Raw genomic sequence first — 24,820 nt, 5'->3', positions numbered from 1 at the left:
TTTACCAAGGAGTTTTCCGTTTCGACTGCGCCGGAAGTGGGGCGAATTATAGACACATGAAATCTGCCGTCAACTACTAATTTGCTTTTTCTATCATAGAGCCATCCAGCCTCCAAAAAACGCCCTTAAATTAACCATGACAATAAACAATGCGCAGTATATTGCTCATTTCTCATTACTTGAGCATGATGGTGTACACATCTGCTCACATGCCTATTTGCCGGACGACTCCACGCGATGAATGAACAACCCCGTAGCCTTTCCTCGACCCTGTTTCCGGTAGGCCTGCTATTAATAGCCATGGCATCGATCCAGTCTGGTGCTTCGCTGGCCAAAAGCATGTTTCCGGTGGTCGGCGCCGAGGGCACCACGACGCTGCGGCTGATTTTCGCCAGCGTGATCATGATCCTGCTGCTCCGCCCCTGGAAAGCCAAGCTCACGGCCAAATCCCTGAGAACGGTTGCGGTTTACGGCGTCGCACTGGGCGGCATGAACCTGCTCTTCTATATGTCCCTGCAAACCATCCCGCTGGGCATCGGCGTGGCACTGGAGTTCACCGGACCATTGGCAGTGGCGATCTACGCCTCGCGTAAGGCTATCGACTTTCTGTGGATCGCCCTGGCGATCGTTGGCTTGCTGCTGCTGATCCCCACCGGAGCAAGCAGTGCGCAGGTCGACCTGACGGGAGCAGGTTACGCCCTGGGCGCTGGCGTGTGCTGGGCACTTTATATTCTGTTCGGCCAGAAGGCTGGTGCAGATAACGGGGTTCAGACGGCTGCACTTGGGGTCATGATTGCGGCGTTATTTGTCACACCGTTCGGCGTTGCCCACGCAGGCACCGCCCTGCTGACGACCTCGCTAATTCCCGTGGCGCTGGGCGTAGCCGTGCTGTCGACTGCCCTGCCCTATACCCTGGAGATGATTGCCCTGACCCGTATGCCGGCGCGCACCTTCGGCACCTTAATGAGTGTCGAACCCGCCATTGCAGCCATGTCCGGCTTGCTGTTCCTGCAGGAATACCTGTCTTTCGCGCAGTGGATGGCAATCAGTTGCATCATCCTCGCGTCAGTCGGTGCAACCTTGACCATGGGTCGGGACGCCAAGCCCATCGTGGCAACTGACTGAGAAACATTCCTACAAAGGTCTGGCATTTATCCCGCAATTGCGCCATGTTTAGCCGCCACTCGACATTTAACACGGACAGTTCGCTCAGGGAACTTACACCCAATAAGGCAAAAGCGTAGGCTTTCAGGCTCGGTAGCCAGACCCGAGACCGCAATAGGGAAAGGAATGAAACGATTTTTGGTATTAATAGCTGTACTTGCCATCGCAGGATGCGCTGCAACGTCCAAAACCGAAGTCAAACGCGGCAAAAAAGGCCTGCACATCAATTGCTCCGGCCTTTCCTCCTCCTGGGACCAATGCACCGCTACCGCGGTCAAGGCATGCGGCCCCAAGGGATATAAGGTAGTCGCCAAGTCAGGTGACGGCGTAGAAGACCCGGGTGACTACCCTTTCGGCCTGAATCCCGCCGGCTATACCAGTCGCAGTATGATTATCATCTGCAAGTAACCCGATGATTCACGACTCGGCGATCTGCCGCCCAATCTCCACGTAGCTCGATTGAAGGACGTGCTGCTGGATTTGCGGATTGACCAGCATTCGCGCAACCACCAAAGCCCCCACGCATTGCGACAGGATGGCCCAGGCCAGAGTGTCGCTTTCCAGAATACTCGCCCAGTTCTCGTGCAAGCGGCAGATCCACTGCTCGGCCTGTTGTCGAACCTCGATATCGGCGCGAGCAATTTCTGCGCCCAACGCGGGCAGCGCACAGCCGTCTGCGGCCTGTTCAACGTGGCTCATGCTCAAATAATGCTTGAGACATCGCTCGAGCCTGGCTCGGCTCAACTCCCCGTCACCACTCAAGCGTTCAAGGCTCTGACTCAACTCACGCTCGACGATTGCGGCAAACAGCTCATCTTTCGATGAGAAATGACTATAGAACGCCCCACCGCTGAGGCCGATAGCCTTCATCAACCCGTCGACCCCAACCGTCGCAAAGCCCGCCCTTTTGGCCGAATGGGAACTGCTCTCCAGCAATTTTTCCCGGGTTTCCATTTTATGGTTGGCTGAGTAGCGCATGACTGCCCCTGAAATCGATCGTCTTGACGTTACACCGAGCGTAGCATAACGTTCGTTTAGTTAACGACCGTTTACTAAAGAGCAATGACAATGACTATCGCTACTAACAACAAGAAAGTCGTATTGGTTGTCGGTGCAGGTGATGCCACCGGAGGTGCGATTGCCAAGCGTTTCGCCCGTGAAGGACTGGTCGCCTGCGTAACGCGGCGCAGCGCCGACAAGCTTCAGCCGCTGGTGGACACGATCAACGCCAGCGGCGGCGAAGCCCACGGCTTTGCCTGCGATGCGCGCAAGGAAGAAGAGGTCGTCGCCCTGATCGAACAGATCGAAACCCAAATCGGCCCGATCGAAGCCATGGTGTTCAACATCGGTGCCAACGTCCCCTGCAGCATCCTCGAAGAAACCGCGCGCAAATACTTCAAGATTTGGGAAATGGCTTGCTTCTCGGGCTTCCTCAATGCCCGCGAAGTGGCCAAGCGCATGGTCACCCGACAACGCGGCAGCATCCTGTTTACCGGTGCGACCGCTGGTCTGCGCGGCGCTTCGGGCTTTGCCGCGTTTGCCGGCGCCAAGCACGGTATCCGCGCATTGGCCCAGAGCATGGCGCGGGAGCTGGGTCCGATGAACATTCATGTCGCCCACGTGGTGGTGGACGGTGCCATCGATACTGAATTCATTCGCCAGAGCTTCCCGGAAAAATATGCGCTCAAGGACCAGGATGGCATTCTCGATCCCGAACATATCGCCGAGAATTACTGGTACCTGCACACCCAGCCACGGGATGCCTGGACTTTCGAACTGGATCTGCGGCCCTGGAATGAGCGCTGGTAAGCCTGACTGCCCATAACAATAAACAGAGCGCATCAACTATGACTAAAAGCGTGGAGTTCTTCTTCGACCTTGGCAGCCCGGCGACTTACCTGGCTTATACCCAATTACCGGGAATTTGCGAGCAAACCGATAGCGAATTGATTTACCGACCGATGTTACTGGGAGGGGTGTTCAAGGCCACCGGAAACGCCTCACCCGCGACCATTGCGGCCAAGGGGCACTACATGTTCGTGGACCTGAGTCGTTACGCCAATCGCTATGGCGTCGCCTTTCGCCTCAATCCGAATTTTCCGATCAATACCCTGCTGCTGATGCGTGCTGTCACCGGCATGCAGATGCACCACCCCGAGCGCTTCCTGGACTTTATCGACTGCCTGTTTCAAGCACTCTGGGTCGATGGCAGAAACCTCAATGACCCGGCAGTCGTGGCGCTGGTATTGGCCGAACGCGGCTTCGACCCACAATCGGTGCTGGCATTGACCGCCGACGAAGCGGTCAAAAAAACGCTCAAGACCTGCACCGAGCAAGCCATTCAACGAGGAGTGTTTGGCGCACCGAGCATGTTCGTCGATGACCAGTTGTATTTCGGCCAGGATCGATTGGACTTTGTCCGCGAGGCATTGCGCTAGCACGCGGCAACGCGCCATTGCCGACACCGGCAATGGCGCGTATTTCTGCTAGATCGGGGCGGTCCGGGTGTTCAGCCACTCCAACGCGGCAGCATCCAGCAACGGGCTCAAGCGTCGACGTACTTCGGCGTGATAACCGTTGAACCACTCACGCTCGTTTAACGTCAGCAACGTGACGTCCAGACAACGGGTGTCGATCGGGCACAGGGTCAGGGTTTCGAACTCAAGGAACTCACCAAACTCGCTGCTCCCCGCCTCGCGGTTCAATACGAGGTTCTCGATGCGCACGCCCCAACGCCCGGGACGATAGGTCCCCGGCTCAATGGAAGTGATCATCCCGGGTTGCATCGCTGTTTGCGGCGCGGGGGCAGCCTGATAGGCAATCACCTGCGGGCCTTCATGCACATTCAGGAAGTAACCGACGCCATGCCCGGTGCCATGCCCGTAGTCCACGCTTTCGGCCCAGATTGGCGCGCGAGCAATCGCGTCGAGCAAGGGTGACAGGATGCCCCGCGGAAAGCGCGCACGCGACAGCGCAATCACACCCTTGAGGACTCGCGTGCAATCGCGCTTCTGCTCCACGGTCGGTGTGCCAATCGGCACCATCCGGGTGATATCGGTGGTGCCGCCCAGGTACTGGCCACCGGAGTCGATCAACAGTAGCCCGTCGCCCTCGATGACAGCGTGTTCTTCTTGCGTTGCATGGTAATGCGGCATTGCTCCATTGGCGTTGTACGCGGCAATGGTGTTGAAACTCAGCGAAACATAACCCGGACGCCGGGTACGCGCCGCCGTCAGGTGCTCATCAATGGTCAATTCAGTGATGCGCTCACGGCCCAGCGCACTGTCGAGCCAGGTGAAGAATTCGCACAGGGCCGCGCCATCCTGCTCCATGGCCTGACGGATGTGTTCGGCATCGGCCAGGCTTTTCTGCGACTTGGCCAAGGTGCTCGGGTTCAGCCCCTCGACCAACTTCACGCCACCGCCGACGTGAGCCAGTAATCCGGCAGTGACTCGCGCCGGATCGATTTGCAGGCTTGCAGCGCTTGGCACCGCCGCCAATGCCTGCGCCACTTCGGTGTAATCGCGCAGGGTAACCCCGTCCTGTTCTAGGACTTTGCGCAGGGACGCATCGACCTTGCCCAGCGCCACGAACAAGGTTGCCTGCTCCTGGCTGATCAGGGCAAAGGACACAAACACCGGGTTGAACGATACGTCGCCGCCGCGCAGGTTGAATAACCAGGCGATGTCGTCCAGGGTGGCGATGAAATGCCAATCGGCACCGCGCGCCTTCAGGGTTTCACGTAGCTTAGTGAGCTTTTCGCCGCGGCTGACCGTCGCCTCTGGCGGCAAGTGTTGATAGATCGGCTGATTTGGCAGGCTCGGACGATCACTCCAGACTGCATTGAGCAGGTCGATGTCGGTGCGCAAGCGGGCACCGCGCTCCTCCAGCTTGCCACCCAGGGTTCGCGCCGCAGCCACGGCCATCACTGCACCGTCCACCGCCACCACAGCGCCTTCGGGAGTTTGTTCGGCCAGCCAGTCCAGGGGACCTGGCTGACCCGGTTGCAGCTTGACCAACTCGATCCCGCTGCCCTTGAGTTCCTTGCTCGCCTGCTCCCAGTATCGACTGTCAGCCCAGACACCGGCGAAGTCGGCAGTCACGATCAGGGTCCCGACCGAGCCATGAAAGCCCGACAGCCACTGACGTCCCTGCCAATAGCCCGGCAGATACTCCGATAAATGCGGATCGGCGGACGGCACCAGCAATGCGTGAATGCCTTCCCGGCGCATCAACTCGCGGACGTGGGTCAGGCGCTGGGGAACCGTTCCCTGGGTCAAAGGCTGCGTACTCATCATGTCTCCTGCTAACCACTGGAATATCGTTATAAGGCGCTGACTCGTGGTCGACGCCTCAGGGTTGGGGAGCAGCCCAGAACGCCGGTGGACTGGCGAGCGCTGTCTTGATCAACTGGGCCACCTGATCGATGTCCTGCTCGGTGGTGAAGCGTCCCAGGCTCAGGCGGATCGTCCGTCCTGCGTTGCGGGCATCAAGGCCAAGCGCCAGGAGCACATGGGAAGGCGCATTGCTCGCGGAGTTGCAGGCCGAGGTCGCCGAGAACGCAATGGACGCGCTGAGTGCCTGGCCGTTGAACTCACCTTCCCTGAAGGTCAGGCTCAGGGTATGGGGAATGCGCTGTGTTGCGCTGCCATTCAGGCAGCACCCGGCGATTGCGCCAAGTTGTTTAAGCAAACGGCTGCGCAGGCGGACAATAGTCGCCGCTTCTTCGGCAAAATGCTCGGCCGCCAAGGCAAAGGCCGCCCCCATCGCCGCAATCTGATGGGTCGCCAGGGTTCCGGAGCGCAAACCGCCCTCATGCCCACCGCCGTGGATTTGTGCCTGCAGGCGCTGCTCGGCCCGCGGTCCGACGTACAACGCGCCGATACCCTTGGGACCATAGAGCTTGTGGGCCGAAAACGACATCAGGTCCACTGGCCACTCGGTCAGGTTGATCGCCACTTTGCCCGCCCCCTGCGCCGCATCGACATGGAACAACGCCCCATGTTCACGGACTGTCTGGCCGATGGCGGGTATATCGTTGAGCGTGCCGAGTTCGTTATTGACCAACATGACCGAGACCAGGAAGGTGTCTTCGCGCAGCGCCTCGCTGACTGCCTGCGCCGTGACAAGCCCTTCGGCATCCGGCAGCAGGTAAGTGACCTCGATCCCGCTGTCCTGCAATTGCCGGGCGGTGTCGAGGATGGCCTTGTGTTCGATCTGGCTGGTAACAATGTGTCCGCCGCCAAAGCCTCGGGCCTGGGCAACCCCCTTGAGGGCCAGGTTATTGGATTCGGTGGCGCCGGATGTCCAGACGATCTGCTGCGCTTGCGCGCCTACCAGGTCGGCGACTTGCTGTCGGGCCAGCTCGACCGAACGCCTGGCCTGCTGGCCAAACGCATGGGAACTGGATGCCGGGTTGCCGAAGTTACCGTTAAATCCCAGGCACTCAACCATGACCTGAATGACCCGCTCATCCACAGGCGTCGTGGCGGCGTAGTCGAAATATAAAGGACGATTATTCATAAAAGGCTCGCAGAGCGGGTTCCCGGATCATCAGCTCTGGAATGAATCTGCGTCACATCACGCCTGAAAAGGCGGCGGATCACAGAAGAATTCAGCAATGCCTGATCGGATGCAGTTAAAGAAAGACAACTTCATTTAAAAGTGCGTAGGAACGCTCCTGAAGTTCAGCTTAACAGGCATCGGACTCCGGGTTGAAGCACTCGTCAACCGAAGCTTTCATGCAGCATAGGGTACAGCGACGCAACCAACAGCAAGGCCATGCCCCAGTTAAACAGACGCAGCCAGCGGCGATCGCGCAGGACATTGCGCAACAGGCTGCCACAGACCACCCAGACACCGACACTGGGCAGGTTGATCAAAGCAAATACCCCCGCAATCACGATCACATTGGTGAAATAACCCTGCAGCGGGGTGTAGGTGCTGATGGCACCAATGGCCATGATCCAAGCCTTCGGATTGACCCATTGAAAGGCCGCCGCGCCCAGGTAACTGATAGGTTTAGCCTGGCCGTCCGCGGAATCCGAGACCGGCCCGGAATGGGCGATCTTCCATGCCAGGTACAACAAATAGCTCGCACCCACGACGCGCAGCACGTTGTACAGCACAGGATAGCTTTGAAAGACCGCGCCCAGGCCAAAGCCGACGGCCAGCACCAGGATGAAAAAACCGCAGGTAATGCCGAGCATGTGGGGAATGGTGCGGTTGAACCCGAAATTGACACCGGACGCCAGCAGCATGGTGTTGTTCGGTCCGGGAGTGATCGACGTCACCAGCGCAAACAGGGCAAAGCCCAGCAGTAAATCCAGGGAGAGGGTCATGGTGCGATTCCATCAGGGCAGTCAGATATTGACCCTATCGCAGCCCCTGTGCGAAGCCCACGCACAGTTGGGGAAAACTTCGAGCGGTACAGTCACTCAGCTGGCGCGCCCCTGCAGCACTCGGCCGCGCTCGGCGTTCATCTCGCCCTGTTGGTCGAAGCCATAGTTTTTACGCGGCTCGCCGAGCAGCTCGGCTTTTTTCGCCTGGTACTCATCAAAGGACAGGCCACGACGGTTAAGCGCTTCCAGAGATAGCTCACGTTGTTCCGCGGCCGTGTAGGGGCGCAGTTCCGGGGCGGGATGGCTGGCACAACCGGCAAGCACCGTTACGACGCTGAGCAGCGAGAGAGCAAGAAGAGTGTTCATCGAAAAGGTCCTGTGAGCGGCGCTGGGCAATGGACACAGGCTACTCGTGGACCTCACGGGAGAAAAATCATCGCGCTCGATAGTCGTTATCGGCGTTTTAACCGATTCAACTCACCAGACTGCAGTGCAGGGCATTGTCCTCACTGCGTTCAATACTGCGCAGGACCTGGAAGCTGCCGAAGGTGACGCCTTTGGCCTGGTGAGCCCGGATCAATTGCCAGAAATCCCGCTCGCCACTCTCTATCCCCTGGAAAGCCGCTTCTCCAGCTTCACGCGATTGCCATTGCAGATAGTTGAGCACCCGCCGGCCATCGTCGCTGGCCTGCACACTGGCACTGAGAAACCCTTGACTATGCTGCGCCAGATGCTCGGTCTGCGCCGACAACGCCAGCACTAAAGCGTGCTGTTGATCAGGTTCGACATCAAATTCGATCAATTGAGTGAAACTGCGATTTTTTTCCAGCGATTGCATGAGGATTCCCCCTGGCGCGTCGATCGCAACTTGCGAGTTGAAGGCGGGCAGGATAAAACCTCCAGTTAAGTAAAGGTCAAGCGACAAACGAGATGATTGAAAAAGAATACCTGCACAAGGAACTCAGTGTCGGGCAATTGGCCGAGCGCAGTGGCGTGGCGGTTACCGCCCTGCACTTCTATGAGTCCAAGGGGCTGATCCACAGCAATCGCAACCAGGGCAATCAGCGACGCTATCCGCGCGAAGTGCTGCGCCGGGTGGCGTTGATCAAGGTGGCGCAGCGCCTGGGCATTCCCCTTGCAGAAATCGGCGAGGCGCTCAAGTCCCTTCCCAACCATCGCGCGCCGAATGCCGCGGACTGGAAGCTGCTGTCGGAAAAGTGGGGCAATGATCTGGATGAGCGCATCCGGCAATTGACCTTGCTGCGCAGCAAGCTCAATGGCTGCATCGGCTGTGGCTGCCTGTCGATGGAAGCCTGTCCACTGCGTAACTACGCCGATGTACTCGGCGAACAGGGCTCCGGGGCGCAACTGCTCAAGCCCGAGACTTGAACATGACCAAACGGCACTTTGATGGCACTTTCTGCACCCCGTCGGGCACATCTATGGGCGGGTGAGGCTGGCTTATAGTGAGTTGACCGCACACCGCCCTGCTACGTCCCGCCCAATAAAGGAGAACGGTCATGAGCGTCAAACCCATTCCCGACGGTTTCCAGTGCATCACCCCCTACCTCGGCATCGCCAAGGCCGCCGAAGCCATCGAGTTCTACAAGAAAGCCTTCGGCGCGACCGAAGTCATGCGCCTGTCAATGCCGGACGGAACCGTCGGCCATGCTGAGCTGCGGATCGGCGGCTTCCCCATCATGCTGGGCACGCCCTGCGATCAAGGCCCACTGCGCAATCCGGATGCGTCGCCATCCGTCGGGCTACATCTTTATGTCGCAGATGTCGATAAAAGCTACCTCCAGGCAATCAACGCCGGTGGCACTGTCGTTTCAGAGGTCAAGGACCAATTCTACGGCGACCGCTCGGGCACCTTGAAAGACCCCTATGGGCACCTGTGGTTTCTCGCCACCCACAAGGAAGAGCTGACTCACGCGCAGATCGAAGAGCGGGCCAAGGACATGTTCAAGCCTCAATAATAAAACTCCCCATAGAAGCTCGGCCTTACACGCACCAGTGCAGGCCGACGGGGCCTCTGCGCGCCCCCTCCAGCTTTCTGAAAGCCATTTAGAAACATTTGGTTTCATCTTAATTTTCGGGTTTTTTGATTCTCATTCGTCTTAACTAGATGCAGCCCGCCGCGTAGGCAAAAGCTACGGCCGGCTTTTCAGGAATAACGGTGCCCCCGCACCGCTCCTCTCATCGAATCAAGACCCTCATTCATGTCGAAGAAATCCCGCTCCAAACTGTGGTTTCTGGTGCACAGCTGGCTGGCATTGCCCATCTGGTTCTTTGTGCTGATCGTCTGCGTCACCGGCACCCTGGCCGTTGTCAGCCAGGAAATTGTCTGGCTGGCCAACCCCGATGTTCGCGCCAGCAAGCCGTCCGATGATGCCGAACTGCTCAGTTACCAGCAGGTGCTCACCGCCATCAACAAGGCCGAGCCGCAAACCATCGTCGAATCCATCAGCCGCTCGGATGAATCCCACTTCGCCTTGACCGCCAGTGTGAGCTATCCGGATGGGCGTTCGGTGTCGGTCTACGTCAACCCCTACACGGGGGTTATCCAGGGCATCAGCCCGGACTTCAACTTCGAAGCCTTCACTCGGGCCTTGCATGGCTGGTGGCTGGTGCCCTTCACCAATGGATTCAGCTGGGGCTGGTACCTGGTGTCGTTCCTCGGCATTCCCCTGCTGGTGTCGTTAATTACTGGCCTGGTGGTGTACAAAAAGTTCTGGAAAGGCTTTTTCAAGCCGACCCTGCGTTTCAACCATGGCGCGCGGATTTTCTGGGGCGATTTCCATCGCCTGAGCGGGATCTGGTCGATCTGGTTCATCGCGGTCATCTCGGTCACCGGCATCTGGTTCCTGATCGAAGCGCTGCTGTTCGACAACCACATCTCGATTTCCAGCGAGCCAGTGATTCCAGTGGTCGCCCGCGAAAGCGTGCCGGTCTCGGCGGACGGTTCACCGCCAAAAATCATCGACCTGGACAACGCCATCCTCATCGCCCAGGAGAAAATCCCCGGGCTCGAGGCAAGCTTCGTCAGCCTGCCGAGCAATGCCTATAGCCACTTGAACGTAGGTGGCCGTGGCTGGTATCCGCTGATGTTCCAGACCGCCACCATCAACCCCTACAACGGCGAGATCGATGCCTCGCGCCTGCTGTCGGACCGCACCGGGCTGGAGTTCGTCACCGAATCCATGCGTCCGCTGCACACCGGCGACTTTGGCGGCCTGTGGATCAAGATGATCTGGTTCTTCTTCGGCCTGGTGCTGAGCATGATGGTCCTTAGCGGCTTGCTGATCTGGACCAAGCGCACCGCCCTGGCCACCGCCAATGCCCTGAAACGTAGCAACAAGCCACCCCGTGCGGCCAAGGTTGAACAACCGGTTGCAGCCATGAACAGCAACTCGCCAGAGGGCAACCTGTGAGCAAGGTCAGCGCCGTAACACCACAACCGTCACGCTTGAGCCAGCTTTGGCACAAGTATCGTTTTCATATCAACATCCTGCTGCTGTTGATCCCGCTGGGATTCATGCCCAAGTACTTCGCCGACGTCGCACTATTTCGTGGCGATAGCGGCCTGGGCGAACGTGAAATCGGCGAGATCCAGGTCGGCCCCTGGAGCCTGCAACTGGCTGAGTTGCGCAACGAAGCGCCGCTCAACTCCGGGCCGGCGGGCTACATGAAGAGCTTCAACGCAGCGCTGTGCCAGGCCTGTATCAGTGAGGTCAAGGCTACGTATCTGCGTATCGGCAAACCCCGCAGCCTGCGCGCCGCCGGAGTGATTTTCTTTGGTTCGCCCTATCGCATGGGCGCGACCCTGCCGATCCCGCAGAAGACCAACGCCGACGCCGAAATCTGGATCACCATGGAAGGCTGGGACGGCAGCATGCACCAGGCCGCCGTACCGCTCGCCAACGCTTCCCCCGCGACCCTCGCCTGGCTGAACAAACAAGGAGGCAAACCATGACCGTTGCCCGCCGTAATTCCCCACTGCGCCTGCTTGGCAGTGCACTGTTTCTGGCTTTGGGCGCAGGTTTCAGCGCACAGGCACTGGCCCACAACCCAATGTGCGAATGCAAGGCCATCGATGCCGAGCAGATTCGCTGCACCGGTGGTTTTTCCGATGGCAGCGGCGCACCGGGGGTGACCCTGGATGTGATCGGCTATGACGAGACCATCCTGGTCCCGGGCAAGCTCGGCGCCGATTCGACCGTGACCTTCAAAAAACCCGGCGCTGAATTCTACGTCCTGTTCGACGCCGGCCCAGGCCACGTGGTCGAAATCGACCAAGCGGATATCGAGGCCCCATGAGCACGCCCACCACCCAACTCGTGCGCCCGGCCGGTGCCGGCCACGAAACCCTATATGTCCTGCTGCTGTGCCTGGCGATCCTCGCGGTTGCCGGCTCGGTTGTGCTCTGGCGCGGCGAATCCCAGGTCATCAGCAGCGTCGAGTCCCATCAACTGGATGCCCGCCGCGACCTCAGCGCTGCCGAGCAAGGTATTTACGCCGACCTGCGGGTGACCCTCGACGAAATCCAGCTGTTGCGCGAAGAACAACAGGCCCTGCCGACCCCGCAACTCCTTGCCGACGAAGGCTTTGCGCCTTTTGCCCAGGACGCCAGCTCGGTCAGCCGTGGCGGCCATGCCTGGCAGTTGCTCGACAGCAACGCCTACTTTGGCCAGAGCCAGGCCCCTGAAGTGGCCGGTTCGTTCCTGATGCGCCTGAACGCCGAAGGCAAAGCCGAGCCGGACATCTGGCTCAATCGCAGCAAAGACCTGAAAGCCCCTGGCGACCTGGCCGACAGCGCATTAAGCAGCGCGGGCTGGAAACAGGTCGTCGCTCAATTCGACGCCGGTGTCACCCGTCAGCATAAACACTGATTTGCGCATTCCTCCGAGAGAAGACCGCTTGCCCATGTCCAGTTCATCTTCACGTCCTCGTTTTTTGCAGCACCTGCTGATCGGCCTCATGGCCTTGATCATCATGCCCCTGGCCAGCGCCGATCAGGCCAAACGCCTGCGCATTGGTATCACCCTGCATCCGTACTACAGCTACGTGGCCAATATCGTCGGTGACAAGGCGGAAGTGGTGCCGCTGATTCCGGCGGGCTTCAACCCCCATGCCTACGAACCCCGCGCCGAAGACATCAAGCGTATCGCCGGCCTCGATGTGATTGTGCTTAACGGTGTCGGCCACGACGACTTCGCCGACCGCATGATCGCCGCCAGTGAAACCCCCAACGTCAAGGTGATCGAAGCCAACGAGAACGTGCCGTTGCTGGCCGCCACCGGGATTGCCGCACGCGGCGCCGGCAAAGTGGTTAACCCGCACACCTTCCTGTCAATCAGCGCCTCCATTGCCCAGGTCAACAACATCGCCCGTGAGCTGGGCAAGCTCGACCCGGACAACGCCAAGACCTACACCCAGAACGCCCGCGCCTATGGCAAACGCCTGCGGCAGATGCGCGCCGACGCCCTGGCCAAACTGACCTCCGCACCCAATGCCGACCTGCGGGTGGCCACGGTTCACGCCGCCTACGACTACCTGCTGCGTGAATTCGGCCTGGAAGTGACCGCTGTGGTCGAGCCGGCCCACGGTATCGAGCCGAGCCCGAGCCAGTTGAAGAAAACCATCGACCAACTGCGCGAACTGGACGTCAAGGTGATCTTCTCGGAGATGGATTTCCCGTCTGCGTATGTCGACACCATCCAGCGTGAATCGGGAGTAAAACTCTACCCGCTGTCGCACATTTCCTACGGTGAATACAGCGCCGAGAAGTATGAAAAAGAAATGACCGGCAACCTCAACACTGTCGTCCGGGCGATTCAGGAGGCCGGCGCATGACCATCCAGCAAAACCTCAGCGTGTCGCTGGCCGGTCCCGCCGTGGAGTTTTCAGACGTCAGCCTGAGCCTCGGCCGCACCACGATTCTCCAGGGCGTCAGTTTCCAGGTTCAGCCCGGCAGCGTGCACGCGCTGGTCGGCCCCAATGGTGGCGGCAAGAGCTCGCTGATCAAGACCCTGCTCGGCCATATGCCCCATCAGGGTCGCCTGAGCCTGCAATGGCCCGGCGAGCCAGGCACTATCGGTTACGTGCCGCAGGCGCTGGAGTTCGATCGAGGACTGCCGATGACCGTCGACGATTTCATGGCCGCCATGTGCCAGCGGCGCCCGGCGTTTCTCGGCATCAGCCGCCACTACAGCGCTGCCATCGACGCCGCGCTGGAACGCGTGGGCATGCAAGACAAGCGTAAGCGGCGCATGGGCGCGCTGTCCGGCGGCGAGCGCCAGCGGGTGCTGCTGGCCCAGGGCCTGATTCCGGCCCCGCAACTGCTGGTGCTCGACGAACCGATGTCAGCCCTCGACGAAGCCGGAATCCAGGTATTCGAGCGCCTGCTCAACGACTGGCGCCAGGCCGGAATCACCGTGTTGTGGATCGAGCACGACCTGGAAGCCGTTGGCCGCCTGGCCGATCGCGTCACCGGGCTCAATCGCCGGGTACTGTTCGACGCCACGCCGCAACAGGCGCTGACTCCGGAACGCCTGCTGAGCCTGTTTTCCACCCACCCACGGACCAGCGGGAGCGCGGCGTGATGAGTTACGAAGCCTTTCGTTTGATGATCCAGGGCTGGGCGTCCTCCGGCTACCTGCCAGAAGCGTTGGCCTACGGGTTTGTGGTCAACGCCCTGCTCGCCGGCCTGCTGATCGGCCCGGTCCTGGGCGGGCTGGGTACGCTGGTGGTGGTCAAGCGCTTTGCGTTTTTCTCCGAGGCAGTCGGTCACGCGGCTCTCACCGGCGTGGCCATCGGCATTTTGCTCGGCGAACCCTACACCGGTCCTTACGGCAGCCTGTTCGGCTACTGCCTGTTGTTTGGCATTCTGCTCAACTACCTGCGCAACCGCACAGGACTCGCCCCGGACACCCTGATCGGAGTCTTCCTCTCGGTGTCCCTGGCCATGGGCGCCAGCCTGCTGTTGATCCTCGCCGGCAAGATTAACGTGCACATTCTCGAGAACGTGCTGTTCGGCTCGGTGCTGACGGTCAACGGCAATGACTTGCTGGTATTGGCCATCGTCGGCTCGCTGGTGATGGGCCTGAGCCTGCCGCTGTACAACCGGATCATGCTCGCCAGTTTCAACCCGCAATTGGCGGCGGTTCGCGGCGTGGCAGTGAAAACCCTCGATTACCTGTTCGTGATCCTGGTAACGCTGATCACTGTAGCGGCAGTAAAAGTCATCGGCGCCATCCTGGTGGGCGCGCTGCTGGTGATCCCGGCCGCTGCCGCGCGCCTGTTGAGCCAGTCGCTGAAGGGTTTCTTCTGGTGCTCGGTGTTGATCGCAACCATCAGCACCCTGTGCGGGATTCTTGCGCCCATCGTCTTCGACCTGCCGATCCCCTCCGGCGCGGCAATCATTCTGGTGGCCGGCATGGCCTTCGCCCTGGCCGCCATCGCGCGCGGCGTGGTCCCCAGCCTCAAAGGGAATATTGGATAAATGTCTTTTACCTTGCGCCAACTGACCCTGGCCCTCGCTCTTTGCGGCCTGGCCAACAGCACCTTCGCCAGCGACCGTTTCGAACCGATGCGCGTGGTCGCCAGCAACGGCATCGGCAATACCGCACTGCATGGCGCGACCTCCAGCCATAAGGTCCTGGTACTGGCTTCGTTGCCGATCACCTACGGCCTGGCGAGCAGCCTGGTCGAGGGTACCGACATCAGTCTGGAACGGGCGGCACCGGCCAATTTGCCGGGCTCGCGCCAGGCGTCGTATTTCACCGGACGCGGCGCCCCGGCCCTGCACAAGCTCGCATTGGACGCTGATGCGGTGATCGGCCTGCGCTCGCTGTGGCCCGATGACCCGCTCTACCCCAACGCCCGGCGCAGCAATATCCGCATCGTCGAAATCGACGCCGCGCGCCCGGTGGATGGCGCGCTGCCCGGGGTCGCCCTGCAACCGGGCAAGAGCGACGGCCTGAACAGCCAACCCTGGATGAGCAGCAACAACCTGGGACGCATGGCCGACGTGATCGCCGCCGACCTGGTACGCCTGGTGCCCGACGCCAAGGCGAAGATCGACAGCAACCTGGCCACTTTCAAGCAACGCCTGCTCAAACTCAGCGCCGACAGCGAGGCGAAACTGGCCGATGCTGACAACCTCAGCGTGTTCAGCCTCAGCGATCACTTTGACTATCTGATCAGCGGCCTGAATCTGGAGTCGGCGGGTGTCGATGCGCGCACCGACAACGAATGGACGCCCGAGGCCCTGCAACAGCTGAGCGCCAGCCTGAAGGACAACGATGTGGCGTTGGTCCTGCACCATCGCCAGCCGTCAGATGCGCTGAAGGCTGCGATTACGGCGGCAGGCAGTCAGTTGCTGGTGCTGAGCACCGATGGCGACGATCCGCTGGCCGAGCTCTCGGGCAACATTGACCAACTGTTGAACGCGCTGCTGCAGAAATCCTGAGGATGCTTACAAAAACCCTCAGGAACCGATGAAGAACCCGATGCTAGTCTGCCCGCCTCCCCCTCAGGACAGACAAGGATCGGGTCTCCACATGAGTGACTACATCAAGCACAACAAAGCCAACTGGGACGACCGCGCGCCGCTGCATGCGGCGTCCGGGGAGTACGCGGTGCAGTCCTTTGTCGACGATCCGCGCTTTCTCTCCGAGGTCGTGCGTTTCGATCTGCCGTTGCTCGGTGACATCGCCGGCTTGCGCGGGATCCACCTGCAATGCCACATCGGCACCGACACCCTGTCGCTGGCGCGCCTCGGCGCGCAAATGAGCGGGGTGGACTTCTCGGCGGCCAGCCTGCACCAGGCGCGAGAACTGGCCAGGCGTTGCGACACGGCCATCGATTACCTCGAATCGGAAATCGACAACGTGCCCCAGGTACTGCCGGCCGGCGGCTTTGATCTGGTCTTTACCGGCATCGGCGCCTTGTGCTGGCTACCCAGCATCGACCGCTGGGCGCGTACCGTGAGCCATCTACTCAAGCCCGGCGGACGGCTGTTCATTCGTGAAGGCCATCCGATGCTGTGGACCCTGAACGAGAGCCGCCAGGACCTGCTGTCCGTCGAACAACCCTACTTCGAATGCGAGACGCCGCTGGCCTGGGATGACCCCGGCACCTATGTCGAAACCGACCAGACCTTGACCGCCACACTGTCCCATGAGTGGAATCACGGCATGGGCGAGATCATCAGCGCCCTGCTCAAGCATGGCCTGCAGATCAGTGGCCTGGTGGAGCATCAGAGCATTCCCTGGGAAGCCCTGCCGGGGCAGATGGTCTGCGACGACCGCGGCGAATATCGCCTCAAGCAAGCACCGTGGCGCCTGCCGCTGAGCTACACCCTGCAAGCAATCAAGCGGCAAGCCTGAGGCGCATCACCCAGACCTGGAATGTGGTCTGGGGCTTCATGGGTTTTCAGGCTTGCAACGGTACGGTCAACTCGACCCGCAGGCCATCCGGGCGACTGTCGAAATGCAGGACACAGCCACAGCGCTGGACGATTGCCTGGACAATCGCCAGGCCCAGTCCGCAACCGTTGCTCGTGCTGTTACGCCAGAAGCGTTGGGTCAGGTGTTGCAGGTCGTCGGCGGCGATGCCCGGGCCATGGTCGCGGACCTGGAAACGCAGGCGATTGCCGATGGTTTCCAGGCTCAGTTCCACCGGCGCGTCGTCGGGCGTGTGACGCAGGGCGTTGTCCAGCAGGTTGCGTAATGCGGCAATCGCCAGCACCGCCGGCATTTGTAGCGGCGCCTGTGAGTAACTCGCGGGCAGTTGCAGACGAATCCGCGCACGGTCTCCGCTCGACGCATCCTGGATCGCCAGGCGCGCCACCTGTTCGGCATTGCACTGCACCCCGTCGTCAAACGACAGGCTGCCCTCGACCCGGGCCAACAGCAGCAATTGCTCCAGGGTCCGGTGCAGACGATCGGCTCCTTCTTCGGCGCGGGCCAGGGATTGATCGCGGGCAGCGCCCTCGGTCATACGCGCCACTTGCAGGTGGGTCTTGATCGCGGTCAGCGGACTGCGCAATTCGTGGGCTGCGTCGCCGGTCAGCCGACGCTCACGCTCGATGGTCCTGCCGATCCGCTGGAATAATTGGTTCTGAGTTTCCAGCAAGGGCTGCAACTCACTCGGCAGCGGCTGCACCTGCAATGGCTCGAGTGAGTCGGCGCTGCGCCGCATCAGGGCATCGCGCATGCGGTTGAGCGGTGCCAGGCCCTGGCCAATGCCTAGCCACAACAGACACAGACACCCCAACAGCGCCACGCCCACCGGCACTGAGGCAGTGAGCAGGACCGACATGTTCAGCGCTTCGCGTTCCACTTGGCGATCGGCCGTGGTGATGCGCAGGTCGTCGCGCACCAGGGTGAAACTGCGCCAGCGCACACCGTCGATCATCTGGTCATGAAAGCCGATTTTTTCCGCTTCCAGGGTTTGCTCAGGGGTGGTGTGGCTGCGTGCGAGGATTTCGCCGCGCAGGGAACTGACCTGGCAGGCCATGCCGCCCGGAACGGTCAACTGCTCGGCGCTGAAATGGGTACCCTCGCCCTTGCTCGGCAGGGTCGGCAATTGCTCCAACAGACCGGCCACCATGCGTGCCGAGGCGACCAGCCGTTGATCGAGGGAAAACATCATCTGATTGCGCAGATCACTGAGCATCCAGGCGGCCGCCAAGGCCCAGATCATCGCAAAAGCCACGCCGAGCGTCAGGCTCAGACGCAAACGCAAACTCATCATTTGCGCGGCTCGGGGCCGTCGGCAGGACCGAGGCGATAGCCTAGGCCGCGCACTGTCTCGACGATGCCATTGCCGAGTTTGCGCCGAAGATGGTGGATGTGCACATTGAGGGCATTGCTCTCCAACTCATCGTTGAAGCCGTACACGCTGTCTTTCAATTGCTCGGTGGACAGTACTCGCCCACGGTTATGCAGCAAGGCTTGCAGCAGCGATTGCTCGCGCCGGGACAAGTCCACCGGCTGCCCGGCCAGCAGGGTTTCGCGACTGCTCGGGTCGTAGCTCAGGGCACCATGCTCGATCAGATTGACGCTGCGCCCCGCCACCCGGCGCAACAGGGTGTGCAGGCGCGCAGCCAGTTCGCGCAGGTCGAAGGGTTTGAGCAGGTAGTCGTCGGCGCCCGCCTGCAGGCCATCGACGCGATCAGTCACCGAGTCGCGTGCGGTGAGAATCAGTACCGGAATCTCCAGGCCCTGGTGACGCAATTGCTGCAATAGTTTCAGGCCATCTTCATCGGGCAGACCCAGATCGAGCACCATCACATCGAACTCGGCGACCTTGAGCATGGCCCGCGCAGCCGACGCCGTGGCCACGTGCTCTACGGTCAAGCCCTGGGCAGTGAGTCCGGCTACAATGCCGCTGGCGATCAGCTCATCATCTTCACAGACAAGTACGTGCATGGTGTGACCTGTTGAAAAAGGGTGATTAAGACAACTGCCGATTAAGCGGACATTATGCCCCAGTCGCCTGCTCCACAAGGACAGCGCGGTTAATCATCGGTTAATCGCCAGCCGTCATCGTGCCTCCACTTGTACCGGTAATAAGGTTTGCCCATGCGTCGTCTGTTTCTACTGTTCCTGGTTTTTTTTGCCAGCCTGGCCCAGGCCGGGTCCAATCCGTTCGAAAGCAAACCTGACTTCCTGCCTGTGGGCAAAGCCTTCGTCCTGACCTCCGAACGCCTGGAATCCGGGGAAACCCAACTGTTCTGGCAGATTGCCGACGGCTATTACCTGTACCAGAAACGCCTGACCTTCAACGGCCTGGCCGACGCCCATAAACCCGCGCTGCCCAAGGGCGAGGACCACAGTGACGAGTTCTTCGGTGACCAGCAGGTGTATCGCCAGGGCCTGGAACTGAAGATCCCGGCCGGCGCCACCGGTCAAATCAAGGTCGGCTATCAGGGCTGTGCCGATGCCGGCCTGTGCTACCCGCCACAAACCCAGGTTGTCGACCTTGGCGGCACCCCGCCAGACGCCGCCTCTGAAGCCCCAGACCAGGCCCTCGCCAGCGGACTGCAACAACACGCACTGGGCTGGAGCCTGCTGGTGTTCTTCGGCCTGGGCCTGTTGCTGGCCTTTGCCCCCTGTTCGCTGCCGATGCTGCCCATTCTTGCGGGTCTGATCGTCGGCAGTGGCGCCAGTGCCAAGCGTGGGTTTGCTCTGGCCGGCAGTTATGTAGTGAGCATGGCCCTGGTCTACGCGGCCCTCGGCGTGCTCGCCGCGATGCTCGGGGCCAACCTGCAGGCGTTGCTGCAGAACGCTTGGTTGCTGGGCAGTTTTGCACTGATCTTTGTGCTGTTGTCCCTGCCGATGTTTGGCTTTTTCGAATTGCAATTGCCGGTCGCTGTGCGTGATCGCCTGGAAAACGCCAGTCGCAAACAGGGCGGCGGCAGTCTACTCGGCGCCGGAATCCTCGGCGCCCTGTCCGGCTTGCTGGTCGGCCCGTGCATGACCGCCCCGCTCGCCGGCGCGCTGTTGTATATCGCCCAAAGCGGCAACGCCCTGCACGGTGGCTTGATCCTGTTCACCATGGGCCTGGGGATCGGCCTGCCACTGCTGTTACTGGTAACGGTGGGCAATCGTTTCCTGCCCAAGCCCGGCACCTGGATGAACCTGCTCAAAGGCGTATTCGGCTTCCTGTTTCTCGGCACCGCGCTGGTCATGGTGCGCCCGGTGCTCGATGAGTCGCTGTGGGTCGGCCTGTGGGGCGCGTTGCTGCTGATCATCGCCTACAGCGCCTGGCGCCAGACCGGCGGTTTCGGTCGCGTCGCCTACCTGTTTGGCAGTCTGGCCCTGCTGTCAGGGGTGTGGGGCGCGGTGTTGCTGGTGGGGGCTGCGGGCGGCACGGACGACCTGTTCAAACCTTTGCAGATCTATCGCGGGCAAACCTCTGGCACTGCAGCCAGCCCTAGCGCCCACGATGCCTTTGTCACCGTCGACAACCCCGCCGCGTTGCAGGTTGAACTGGACGCCGCTCGGGGCCAGGGTCAATGGGTGCTGCTGGACTATTACGCCGACTGGTGCGTGTCCTGCAAGATCATGGAAAAACAGGTGTTCGGCAAGACCGAGGTCATGGCTGCACTCAAGGATGTGCGCCTGGTGCGCCTTGACGTGACCGCCGACAATCCCGCGAGCCGCGAGCTGCTCGCACGCTACAAAGTGCCGGGGCCACCCAGCCTGTTGTGGATCGGTGCCGATGGCGAAGAACGCCGTAGCCAGCGGATTACCGGTGAAGTCGATGCCGCTGGCTTCCTGCATCGCTGGAACATCACCCGGGACGCCCGCTGATGCTGACTTTTACCCTGGGCACGTTCGCCATCGCGCTCAATCACTTGCTGTTGATCAGTGCCCTGGCATTGGCGACTTTTGTCGGTTGGCGAGTGGCCAAACGTGGCGGTGAAAATCCCGAGTCGGTGCTGTTCGGTTTGTTCCTGCTGGGCTTGCTCGCCGCCCGCGTCGGCTTTGTGATTGCCTATTGGGCTCACTACCACGGTGATCCGTGGCAGATCATCGACCTGCGTGACGGCGGCTTCCTGGTCTGGCCCGGGGTCATTGTCCTGTTACTGGCGACCGTCCTGTGGGGCTGGCGCCGCGCGGGCCTGCGCAAGCCTTTGGGTTATGGGGTCGGCACCGGTCTGATGTTCTGGCTGTTGGCGAGTCTGTCGCTGAACCTCTACGAACAGGGTACCCGATTGCCAGACATCACCTTGCGCAACGCCGCCGGGGAAACCGTGCAACTCACGGACTATCAGGGTGGCCCGCTGGTGATCAATCTCTGGGCGACCTGGTGTCCGCCGTGCCGCCGGGAGATGCCGGTGCTGGAAAACGCCCAGCAACAGCGCCCGGACCTGACCTTCCTGTTCGTCAATCAAGGCGAAAGCATGCAGAGCGTCAGCACCTTCCTCGCCACCCAGGGCCTGAGCCTGACCAATATCCTGTTCGATGGCGGTGGTCGCCTGGGCCAGGCCGTTGGCTCCATGGCGCTGCCTACCACCCTTTTCTATAACGCCGAAGGTCGTCTGCTGGCCAGCCATCTCGGCGAACTCTCTGATGCCAGTCTGGCCCGGGCGCTGGAAAACTTCGGCAGCCCCGACGCAGCCACTCAGCCCCATACAACAAGGAAATTGCCATGCCCCGCTTCCGCCACCTGCTGACGTTGACCCTGGGCACCGCCCTGCTGCAGAGCCCTTTGTTGCAGGCTGAAGAGCTGCCCGAGGCGCTCCGCAAGATCGAGGCCAAGGGCGCGAAAATCATCGGCAGCTTCGATGCTCCGGACGGCTTGCGCGGGTATGCCGCGCAGTACCAGAATCGCGGCATGGCCCTTTACCTGACACCGGACGGCAAACACGTGTTGCTGGGCAACCTGTACGACGCCGATGGCAAAGACTTGAGCGCCGAGCCTCTGCAGAAACTGGTCTATGCGCCGATGGCCAAGGAAGTCTGGGCGAAGATGGACGCCAGCCACTGGATCGCTGACGGCGACAAGAATGCGCCTCGCGTGGTGTACCTGTTCAGCGACCCTAACTGCCCCTACTGCACCATGTTCTGGGAACAGGCTCGGCCTTGGGTCAAGGCCGGCAAGGTGCAGCTGCGGCATATCATGGTCGGCATCATCCGCGAAGACAGCCCGGGCAAGTCCGCCGCACTGCTGGCCAGCAAGGACCCGGCGAAGGCTCTGGATGAACATGAAAAAGCCGGCAAGAAAAGCACGCTGAAAGCCTTGAAGAGCATCCCTGCCGACGTCCAGGCCAAGCTCGACGACAACATGCGCCTGATGGACGAACTGGAACTGTCCGCCACCCCGGCGATTTTCTACATGGATGACAAGGGCGAGTTGCAACAGCAACAAGGCGCCCCGTCACCGGACAAACTGACGAAGATACTCGGGCCGAAGTGAGGCCGCGAAAAACACGTTGCCAATCGATGCAGACCCAGCATCGGGCACCGACTTACAGGAGCAGCCAATCGGTCCATGAATAGCGACGGTCTGATCGATGTGCAATCGTTCGAAAACCCGTCCCAGGACAGAATCAATAACCATTCCTAATTGACAATTATTATCATTAGTCATAGCTTGTCGCTGGATCGTAGGACGGTTCCGAAACGCTGGTCGTCCTACCAACTTTTTGCGACAAGGTGACTTCCATGATGGAAAACGTTTCCCACGGCAGGTACGACTCACCGCTACTGCAGGCATTTGTTGATAACCGGCCGGTACTGGTGAAAATCGCAGCGCGCATTACCGGTTGCCGTTCCCGTGCTGAAGACGTTGTGCAGGACGCATTCTTTCGCTTGCAGTCGGCGCCACACATCACATCCTCGTTCAAGGCGCAGCTGAGCTATCTGTTCCAGATCGTACGCAACCTGGCGATCGACCATTACCGCAAGCAGGCACTGGAGCAGAAGTACTCAGGGCCTGAAGAGGAAGGCTTGAATGTGGTCATCCACGGTGCGTCGCCGGAAATCTCGCACAGCAACTTCCGCACCCTGGAAACGATCGCCGATGCCCTCGGCGAACTGCCGAGCCGCACCCGCTATGCCTTTGAGATGTACCGCCTGCACGGCGTGCCACAAAAGGACATCGCCAGGGAACTGGGTGTCTCGCCGACCCTCGTCAACTTCATGATTCGCGATGCGCTGGTGCATTGCCGAGAAGTTTCCGACACCCGAGGCGCCACCTTCGCCCGTTACTAGTTCCATTTCAGCTCGGGGGCACGGCGACCAGGGCAATTTTGTACGGGTCGAAAATCTTCAGCATCTGGCCGTTGTCACGCAATCCCTGGAGCATCCGCGCAAAAGCCGCCGCACTGATCGGCGCCTGTGGCCGCAACAAGGCGTAGTGGTGATAGATCTGGTCAATCCGTTCCGAGACCAGCAGTTTCGGCCCGACGCCGTCATTGCGCAGCAGGTAGTCGCTGAAGAACGAGCGGGTGACCAAGGCGATGTCGGCACGGTCACGCAGCACCATCAGCAGGTTGCTGTCATGGGAGTAGGTCAAGGTAGCGTTATGCTGACTGATCAGGTCGCGGGGGTCGGCATTGAACTGGGCGAAGGCGTAGTGATAGCCGTTGAACAGCGCCAGACGCTTGTCCTTCAGGTCATCGAAATAGCTCTGCTGGCGCTCTGGCAAGCGTTGCGAGACGAATACTTCCGCGTCTTCCAGGCCCATGTCGACGGCCGTGTAAGCTATCTCCTGCCAACCCCATTGCGGATTTTCGAAGATCGCCATGTCGATCCGCCCCTGCTGGAAGTCACCAAAGCGCCGCGGGATGGAGGTGGGGACCAGGACAAATTGATAGTCGCTTTGGAACTGGTTCAAGGCAACGATCAGTTGCGGCAACAAACCGATGTCGATGCCGTTTTCGGGGCGGATGGTGTAGGGCGGAAAATGGGCCGCACCGATACGCACCACCTGCGCGCCCCAGGTCGGCGCCACCAGCAGCGCGCAGAGCGCCACCAACACCACCCGAGAAGCCATCCGAACTGGCGAATACATCGGTTTGAACCACCCTTGAAATGCACTTACTCGACTAAGTTAGGCGGTTACTCCGGCTTAGACAACGCAATGATGGCTATTTAATGCGTTTTGACTGAAATGTCATTGTTCCGCGAGCACCAGCAGCAACGCCTCATCGGCCAATTGATCGAGGCTCATACTGCCATCGGGACGGAACCAGGTGATGGTCCAGGACAGCGCACCCGTCATGAAGCGTCGAGTAATGAACACGTCACCGCGGATCAAACCTGCCTCTTTCGCCTCACCCAGCACCTGCAACCAGATCTGCTCGTAGATATCGCGTAATGCCAGCACCTGAACCTGGCCCTCCTCGGACAGGGATCGCCACTCATAGACGAGTACCGCCATCGCCTCGCCGCTGCCGCCCATGATCGATTGCAGTTCGCAGCGAATCAGCGCCAACACTCGCTCACGCACGCTGCCGGCCTGGGCCAGCGAGGTGCGCATCAAGGCGGTGTTGTAGCGAATGGTTTCCTCCATCACCGCCCGCAGGATTTCATCCTTGCTTTTGAAGTGATGAAAAATGCTCCCGGACTGAATACCCACCGCGCTGGCCAGGTCGCGCACCGTGGTGCGTTCGTAGCCCTTGTTGCGAAACAGGTGGGCGGCCATCTGCAGCAATTTGCCGCGCGCACTGTCGGGGTCGGTCAGTTGGCCGCTGTCGACCAGTTCACGCATTACCAGCAGGGCTTTTTGCTCGTCCACCCATTCTCTCCTACAGTCGCTCGATCACCTGTGCGCACGCACCACGAACGCTGTGG

Annotated in this window: 29 protein-coding genes; 19 read left to right on the top strand and 10 right to left on the bottom strand. The window is 60.5% G+C overall.

Features of this window, described 5'->3' with window-relative positions:
- Positions 1–237 precede the first annotated feature (237 nt).
- Both rhtA and NR126_RS10815 read left to right on the top strand, forming a co-directional pair.
- Positions 238–1,125 carry a threonine/homoserine exporter RhtA gene (rhtA, locus tag NR126_RS10820; RefSeq protein ID WP_027620245.1) on the top strand — a complete coding sequence of 296 codons (888 nt, stop codon included), beginning with the start codon at positions 238–240 and terminating at the stop codon, positions 1,123–1,125.
- A 165-nt stretch (positions 1,126–1,290) separates the two neighbouring features.
- Positions 1,291–1,572: a hypothetical protein gene (locus NR126_RS10815; RefSeq protein WP_081786398.1), complete on the top strand. Its 282-nt coding sequence runs from the start codon at positions 1,291–1,293 to the stop codon at positions 1,570–1,572.
- 9 nt (positions 1,573–1,581) lie between these two features.
- On the opposite strand, the gene NR126_RS10810 is transcribed toward NR126_RS10815, so the two are convergent.
- Positions 1,582–2,142: a TetR/AcrR family transcriptional regulator gene (locus tag NR126_RS10810; RefSeq protein ID WP_027620244.1), complete on the bottom strand. Its 561-nt coding sequence runs from the start codon at positions 2,140–2,142 to the stop codon at positions 1,582–1,584.
- A gap of 90 nt (positions 2,143–2,232) precedes the next feature.
- Here NR126_RS10810 and NR126_RS10805 point away from each other — a divergent pair, with 90 nt between their 5' ends.
- Together NR126_RS10805 and NR126_RS10800 are read left to right on the top strand one after the other, a co-directional pair.
- Complete coding sequence (locus tag NR126_RS10805) at positions 2,233–2,973, top strand: SDR family oxidoreductase (RefSeq protein ID WP_256830202.1); 741 nt, start codon at positions 2,233–2,235, stop codon at positions 2,971–2,973.
- A 38-nt stretch (positions 2,974–3,011) separates the two neighbouring features.
- Complete coding sequence (locus NR126_RS10800; protein ID WP_105753740.1) at positions 3,012–3,602, top strand: 2-hydroxychromene-2-carboxylate isomerase; 591 nt, start codon at positions 3,012–3,014, stop codon at positions 3,600–3,602.
- A 48-nt stretch (positions 3,603–3,650) separates the two neighbouring features.
- On the opposite strand, the gene NR126_RS10795 is transcribed toward NR126_RS10800, so the two are convergent.
- The 5 genes from NR126_RS10795 to NR126_RS10775 form a co-directional block, all read right to left on the bottom strand.
- On the bottom strand, positions 3,651–5,459 hold the full coding sequence (locus NR126_RS10795; RefSeq protein WP_256830201.1) for an aminopeptidase P family protein: 1,809 nt from the start codon (positions 5,457–5,459) through the stop codon (positions 3,651–3,653).
- 58 nt (positions 5,460–5,517) lie between these two features.
- Entirely contained in the window at positions 5,518–6,687 is a 1,170-nt protein-coding gene (locus NR126_RS10790) for an aminotransferase class V-fold PLP-dependent enzyme (protein WP_256830200.1), read from the bottom strand.
- A 203-nt stretch (positions 6,688–6,890) separates the two neighbouring features.
- The gene (locus tag NR126_RS10785) at positions 6,891–7,505 is read right to left on the bottom strand and encodes a LysE family translocator (RefSeq protein ID WP_105753743.1); all 615 of its coding nucleotides are present in this window, start codon (positions 7,503–7,505) and stop codon (positions 6,891–6,893) included.
- Between the two features lie 96 nt (positions 7,506–7,601).
- Positions 7,602–7,871 carry a hypothetical protein gene (locus NR126_RS10780; protein ID WP_027620238.1) on the bottom strand — a complete coding sequence of 90 codons (270 nt, stop codon included), beginning with the start codon at positions 7,869–7,871 and terminating at the stop codon, positions 7,602–7,604.
- Positions 7,872–7,977: 106 nt separating this feature from the next.
- On the bottom strand, positions 7,978–8,343 hold the full coding sequence (locus NR126_RS10775; protein WP_105753744.1) for an antibiotic biosynthesis monooxygenase: 366 nt from the start codon (positions 8,341–8,343) through the stop codon (positions 7,978–7,980).
- A gap of 92 nt (positions 8,344–8,435) precedes the next feature.
- Between NR126_RS10775 and soxR the strand changes: the two genes are divergently transcribed.
- From soxR to NR126_RS10720, 11 genes are all read left to right on the top strand, one after another.
- Entirely contained in the window at positions 8,436–8,894 is a 459-nt protein-coding gene (soxR, locus tag NR126_RS10770; protein ID WP_256830199.1) for a redox-sensitive transcriptional activator SoxR, read from the top strand.
- Between the two features lie 131 nt (positions 8,895–9,025).
- Positions 9,026–9,484 (top strand): VOC family protein, encoded by a 459-nt coding sequence (locus tag NR126_RS10765; protein ID WP_256830198.1) that lies wholly within the window; start codon positions 9,026–9,028, stop codon positions 9,482–9,484.
- 243 nt (positions 9,485–9,727) lie between these two features.
- On the top strand, positions 9,728–10,939 hold the full coding sequence (locus NR126_RS10760; RefSeq protein WP_105753745.1) for a PepSY domain-containing protein: 1,212 nt from the start codon (positions 9,728–9,730) through the stop codon (positions 10,937–10,939).
- A gap of 35 nt (positions 10,940–10,974) precedes the next feature.
- On the top strand, positions 10,975–11,481 hold the full coding sequence (locus tag NR126_RS10755; RefSeq protein ID WP_306218772.1) for a thiamine pyrophosphate-binding protein: 507 nt from the start codon (positions 10,975–10,977) through the stop codon (positions 11,479–11,481).
- Positions 11,478–11,825, top strand: a complete 348-nt coding sequence (locus NR126_RS10750) for a hypothetical protein (protein WP_027620232.1) — start codon at positions 11,478–11,480, stop codon at positions 11,823–11,825. Before NR126_RS10755 ends, NR126_RS10750 begins: the two co-directional genes overlap by 4 nt.
- The gene (locus NR126_RS10745) at positions 11,822–12,397 is read left to right on the top strand and encodes a DUF6162 family protein (RefSeq protein ID WP_027620231.1); all 576 of its coding nucleotides are present in this window, start codon (positions 11,822–11,824) and stop codon (positions 12,395–12,397) included. The genes NR126_RS10750 and NR126_RS10745 overlap by 4 nt, the downstream gene beginning before the upstream one ends.
- A 34-nt stretch (positions 12,398–12,431) precedes the next feature.
- On the top strand, positions 12,432–13,361 hold the full coding sequence (locus NR126_RS10740; protein WP_372826228.1) for a metal ABC transporter substrate-binding protein: 930 nt from the start codon (positions 12,432–12,434) through the stop codon (positions 13,359–13,361).
- Positions 13,358–14,110 carry a metal ABC transporter ATP-binding protein gene (locus NR126_RS10735; protein ID WP_256830197.1) on the top strand — a complete coding sequence of 251 codons (753 nt, stop codon included), beginning with the start codon at positions 13,358–13,360 and terminating at the stop codon, positions 14,108–14,110. The genes NR126_RS10740 and NR126_RS10735 overlap by 4 nt, the downstream gene beginning before the upstream one ends.
- The gene (locus NR126_RS10730; protein WP_027620228.1) at positions 14,110–15,009 is read left to right on the top strand and encodes a metal ABC transporter permease; all 900 of its coding nucleotides are present in this window, start codon (positions 14,110–14,112) and stop codon (positions 15,007–15,009) included. The genes NR126_RS10735 and NR126_RS10730 overlap by 1 nt, the downstream gene beginning before the upstream one ends.
- Entirely contained in the window at positions 15,010–15,978 is a 969-nt protein-coding gene (locus NR126_RS10725; protein WP_027620227.1) for a metal ABC transporter solute-binding protein, Zn/Mn family, read from the top strand.
- 91 nt (positions 15,979–16,069) lie between these two features.
- Positions 16,070–16,897, top strand: coding sequence for a bifunctional 2-polyprenyl-6-hydroxyphenol methylase/3-demethylubiquinol 3-O-methyltransferase UbiG (locus NR126_RS10720; protein WP_027620226.1), 828 nt, complete (start codon positions 16,070–16,072; stop codon positions 16,895–16,897).
- Positions 16,898–16,943: 46 nt separating this feature from the next.
- On the opposite strand, the gene NR126_RS10715 is transcribed toward NR126_RS10720, so the two are convergent.
- Both NR126_RS10715 and NR126_RS10710 read right to left on the bottom strand, forming a co-directional pair.
- Complete coding sequence (locus tag NR126_RS10715; RefSeq protein WP_105753748.1) at positions 16,944–18,266, bottom strand: ATP-binding protein; 1,323 nt, start codon at positions 18,264–18,266, stop codon at positions 16,944–16,946.
- A complete protein-coding gene (locus NR126_RS10710) occupies positions 18,263–18,943 on the bottom strand; it encodes a response regulator (RefSeq protein ID WP_027620224.1) in 681 nt (226 codons plus the stop codon). Before NR126_RS10710 ends, NR126_RS10715 begins: the two co-directional genes overlap by 4 nt.
- A gap of 153 nt (positions 18,944–19,096) precedes the next feature.
- On the opposite strand from NR126_RS10710, the gene dsbD reads away from it, so the two are divergent.
- The 4 genes from dsbD to NR126_RS10690 all read left to right on the top strand — a co-directional run bounded on the left by dsbD (position 19,097) and on the right by NR126_RS10690 (position 23,236).
- On the top strand, positions 19,097–20,830 hold the full coding sequence (gene dsbD / locus NR126_RS10705; protein ID WP_256830196.1) for a protein-disulfide reductase DsbD: 1,734 nt from the start codon (positions 19,097–19,099) through the stop codon (positions 20,828–20,830).
- The gene (locus tag NR126_RS10700; protein WP_256830195.1) at positions 20,830–21,696 is read left to right on the top strand and encodes a TlpA disulfide reductase family protein; all 867 of its coding nucleotides are present in this window, start codon (positions 20,830–20,832) and stop codon (positions 21,694–21,696) included. Before dsbD ends, NR126_RS10700 begins: the two co-directional genes overlap by 1 nt.
- Complete coding sequence (gene dsbG / locus NR126_RS10695) at positions 21,672–22,439, top strand: thiol:disulfide interchange protein DsbG (RefSeq protein WP_027620221.1); 768 nt, start codon at positions 21,672–21,674, stop codon at positions 22,437–22,439. Before NR126_RS10700 ends, dsbG begins: the two co-directional genes overlap by 25 nt.
- A gap of 248 nt (positions 22,440–22,687) precedes the next feature.
- Positions 22,688–23,236 (top strand): RNA polymerase factor sigma-70, encoded by a 549-nt coding sequence (locus NR126_RS10690; protein WP_027620220.1) that lies wholly within the window; start codon positions 22,688–22,690, stop codon positions 23,234–23,236.
- A 7-nt stretch (positions 23,237–23,243) separates the two neighbouring features.
- Here NR126_RS10690 and NR126_RS10685 read toward each other — a convergent pair whose 3' ends face one another.
- A complete protein-coding gene (locus NR126_RS10685) occupies positions 23,244–24,038 on the bottom strand; it encodes an ABC transporter substrate-binding protein (RefSeq protein WP_256830194.1) in 795 nt (264 codons plus the stop codon).
- Positions 24,039–24,140: 102 nt separating this feature from the next.
- Positions 24,141–24,764: a TetR/AcrR family transcriptional regulator gene (locus tag NR126_RS10680; RefSeq protein ID WP_027620218.1), complete on the bottom strand. Its 624-nt coding sequence runs from the start codon at positions 24,762–24,764 to the stop codon at positions 24,141–24,143.
- Positions 24,765–24,820: the final 56 nt, after the last annotated feature.

Source organism: Pseudomonas sp. Pse1 (assembly GCF_024519635.1).
Classification (GTDB): domain Bacteria; phylum Pseudomonadota; class Gammaproteobacteria; order Pseudomonadales; family Pseudomonadaceae; genus Aquipseudomonas.
This window is presented reverse-complemented; position numbering and strand designations above follow the sequence as displayed.

Bases quoted from the DNA above. Each gene is read 5' to 3' on its own strand.
- rhtA (WP_027620245.1), top strand. From the start codon at position 238: ATGAATGAACAACCCCGTAGCCTTTCCTCGACCCTGTTTCCGGTAGGC.
- NR126_RS10815 (WP_081786398.1), top strand. From the start codon at position 1,291: ATGAAACGATTTTTGGTATTAATAGCTGTACTTGCCATCGCAGGATGC.
- NR126_RS10810 (WP_027620244.1), bottom strand. From the start codon at position 2,142: ATGCGCTACTCAGCCAACCATAAAATGGAAACCCGGGAAAAATTGCTG.
- NR126_RS10805 (WP_256830202.1), top strand. From the start codon at position 2,233: ATGACTATCGCTACTAACAACAAGAAAGTCGTATTGGTTGTCGGTGCA.
- NR126_RS10800 (WP_105753740.1), top strand. From the start codon at position 3,012: ATGACTAAAAGCGTGGAGTTCTTCTTCGACCTTGGCAGCCCGGCGACT.
- NR126_RS10795 (WP_256830201.1), bottom strand. From the start codon at position 5,459: ATGAGTACGCAGCCTTTGACCCAGGGAACGGTTCCCCAGCGCCTGACC.
- NR126_RS10790 (WP_256830200.1), bottom strand. From the start codon at position 6,687: ATGAATAATCGTCCTTTATATTTCGACTACGCCGCCACGACGCCTGTG.
- NR126_RS10785 (WP_105753743.1), bottom strand. From the start codon at position 7,505: ATGACCCTCTCCCTGGATTTACTGCTGGGCTTTGCCCTGTTTGCGCTG.
- NR126_RS10780 (WP_027620238.1), bottom strand. From the start codon at position 7,871: ATGAACACTCTTCTTGCTCTCTCGCTGCTCAGCGTCGTAACGGTGCTT.
- NR126_RS10775 (WP_105753744.1), bottom strand. From the start codon at position 8,343: ATGCAATCGCTGGAAAAAAATCGCAGTTTCACTCAATTGATCGAATTT.
- soxR (WP_256830199.1), top strand. From the start codon at position 8,436: ATGATTGAAAAAGAATACCTGCACAAGGAACTCAGTGTCGGGCAATTG.
- NR126_RS10765 (WP_256830198.1), top strand. From the start codon at position 9,026: ATGAGCGTCAAACCCATTCCCGACGGTTTCCAGTGCATCACCCCCTAC.
- NR126_RS10760 (WP_105753745.1), top strand. From the start codon at position 9,728: ATGTCGAAGAAATCCCGCTCCAAACTGTGGTTTCTGGTGCACAGCTGG.
- NR126_RS10750 (WP_027620232.1), top strand. From the start codon at position 11,478: ATGACCGTTGCCCGCCGTAATTCCCCACTGCGCCTGCTTGGCAGTGCA.
- NR126_RS10745 (WP_027620231.1), top strand. From the start codon at position 11,822: ATGAGCACGCCCACCACCCAACTCGTGCGCCCGGCCGGTGCCGGCCAC.
- NR126_RS10740 (WP_372826228.1), top strand. From the start codon at position 12,432: ATGTCCAGTTCATCTTCACGTCCTCGTTTTTTGCAGCACCTGCTGATC.
- NR126_RS10735 (WP_256830197.1), top strand. From the start codon at position 13,358: ATGACCATCCAGCAAAACCTCAGCGTGTCGCTGGCCGGTCCCGCCGTG.
- NR126_RS10730 (WP_027620228.1), top strand. From the start codon at position 14,110: ATGAGTTACGAAGCCTTTCGTTTGATGATCCAGGGCTGGGCGTCCTCC.
- NR126_RS10725 (WP_027620227.1), top strand. From the start codon at position 15,010: ATGTCTTTTACCTTGCGCCAACTGACCCTGGCCCTCGCTCTTTGCGGC.
- NR126_RS10720 (WP_027620226.1), top strand. From the start codon at position 16,070: ATGAGTGACTACATCAAGCACAACAAAGCCAACTGGGACGACCGCGCG.
- NR126_RS10715 (WP_105753748.1), bottom strand. From the start codon at position 18,266: ATGATGAGTTTGCGTTTGCGTCTGAGCCTGACGCTCGGCGTGGCTTTT.
- NR126_RS10710 (WP_027620224.1), bottom strand. From the start codon at position 18,943: ATGCACGTACTTGTCTGTGAAGATGATGAGCTGATCGCCAGCGGCATT.
- dsbD (WP_256830196.1), top strand. From the start codon at position 19,097: ATGCGTCGTCTGTTTCTACTGTTCCTGGTTTTTTTTGCCAGCCTGGCC.
- NR126_RS10700 (WP_256830195.1), top strand. From the start codon at position 20,830: ATGCTGACTTTTACCCTGGGCACGTTCGCCATCGCGCTCAATCACTTG.
- dsbG (WP_027620221.1), top strand. From the start codon at position 21,672: ATGCCCCGCTTCCGCCACCTGCTGACGTTGACCCTGGGCACCGCCCTG.
- NR126_RS10690 (WP_027620220.1), top strand. From the start codon at position 22,688: ATGATGGAAAACGTTTCCCACGGCAGGTACGACTCACCGCTACTGCAG.
- NR126_RS10685 (WP_256830194.1), bottom strand. From the start codon at position 24,038: ATGTATTCGCCAGTTCGGATGGCTTCTCGGGTGGTGTTGGTGGCGCTC.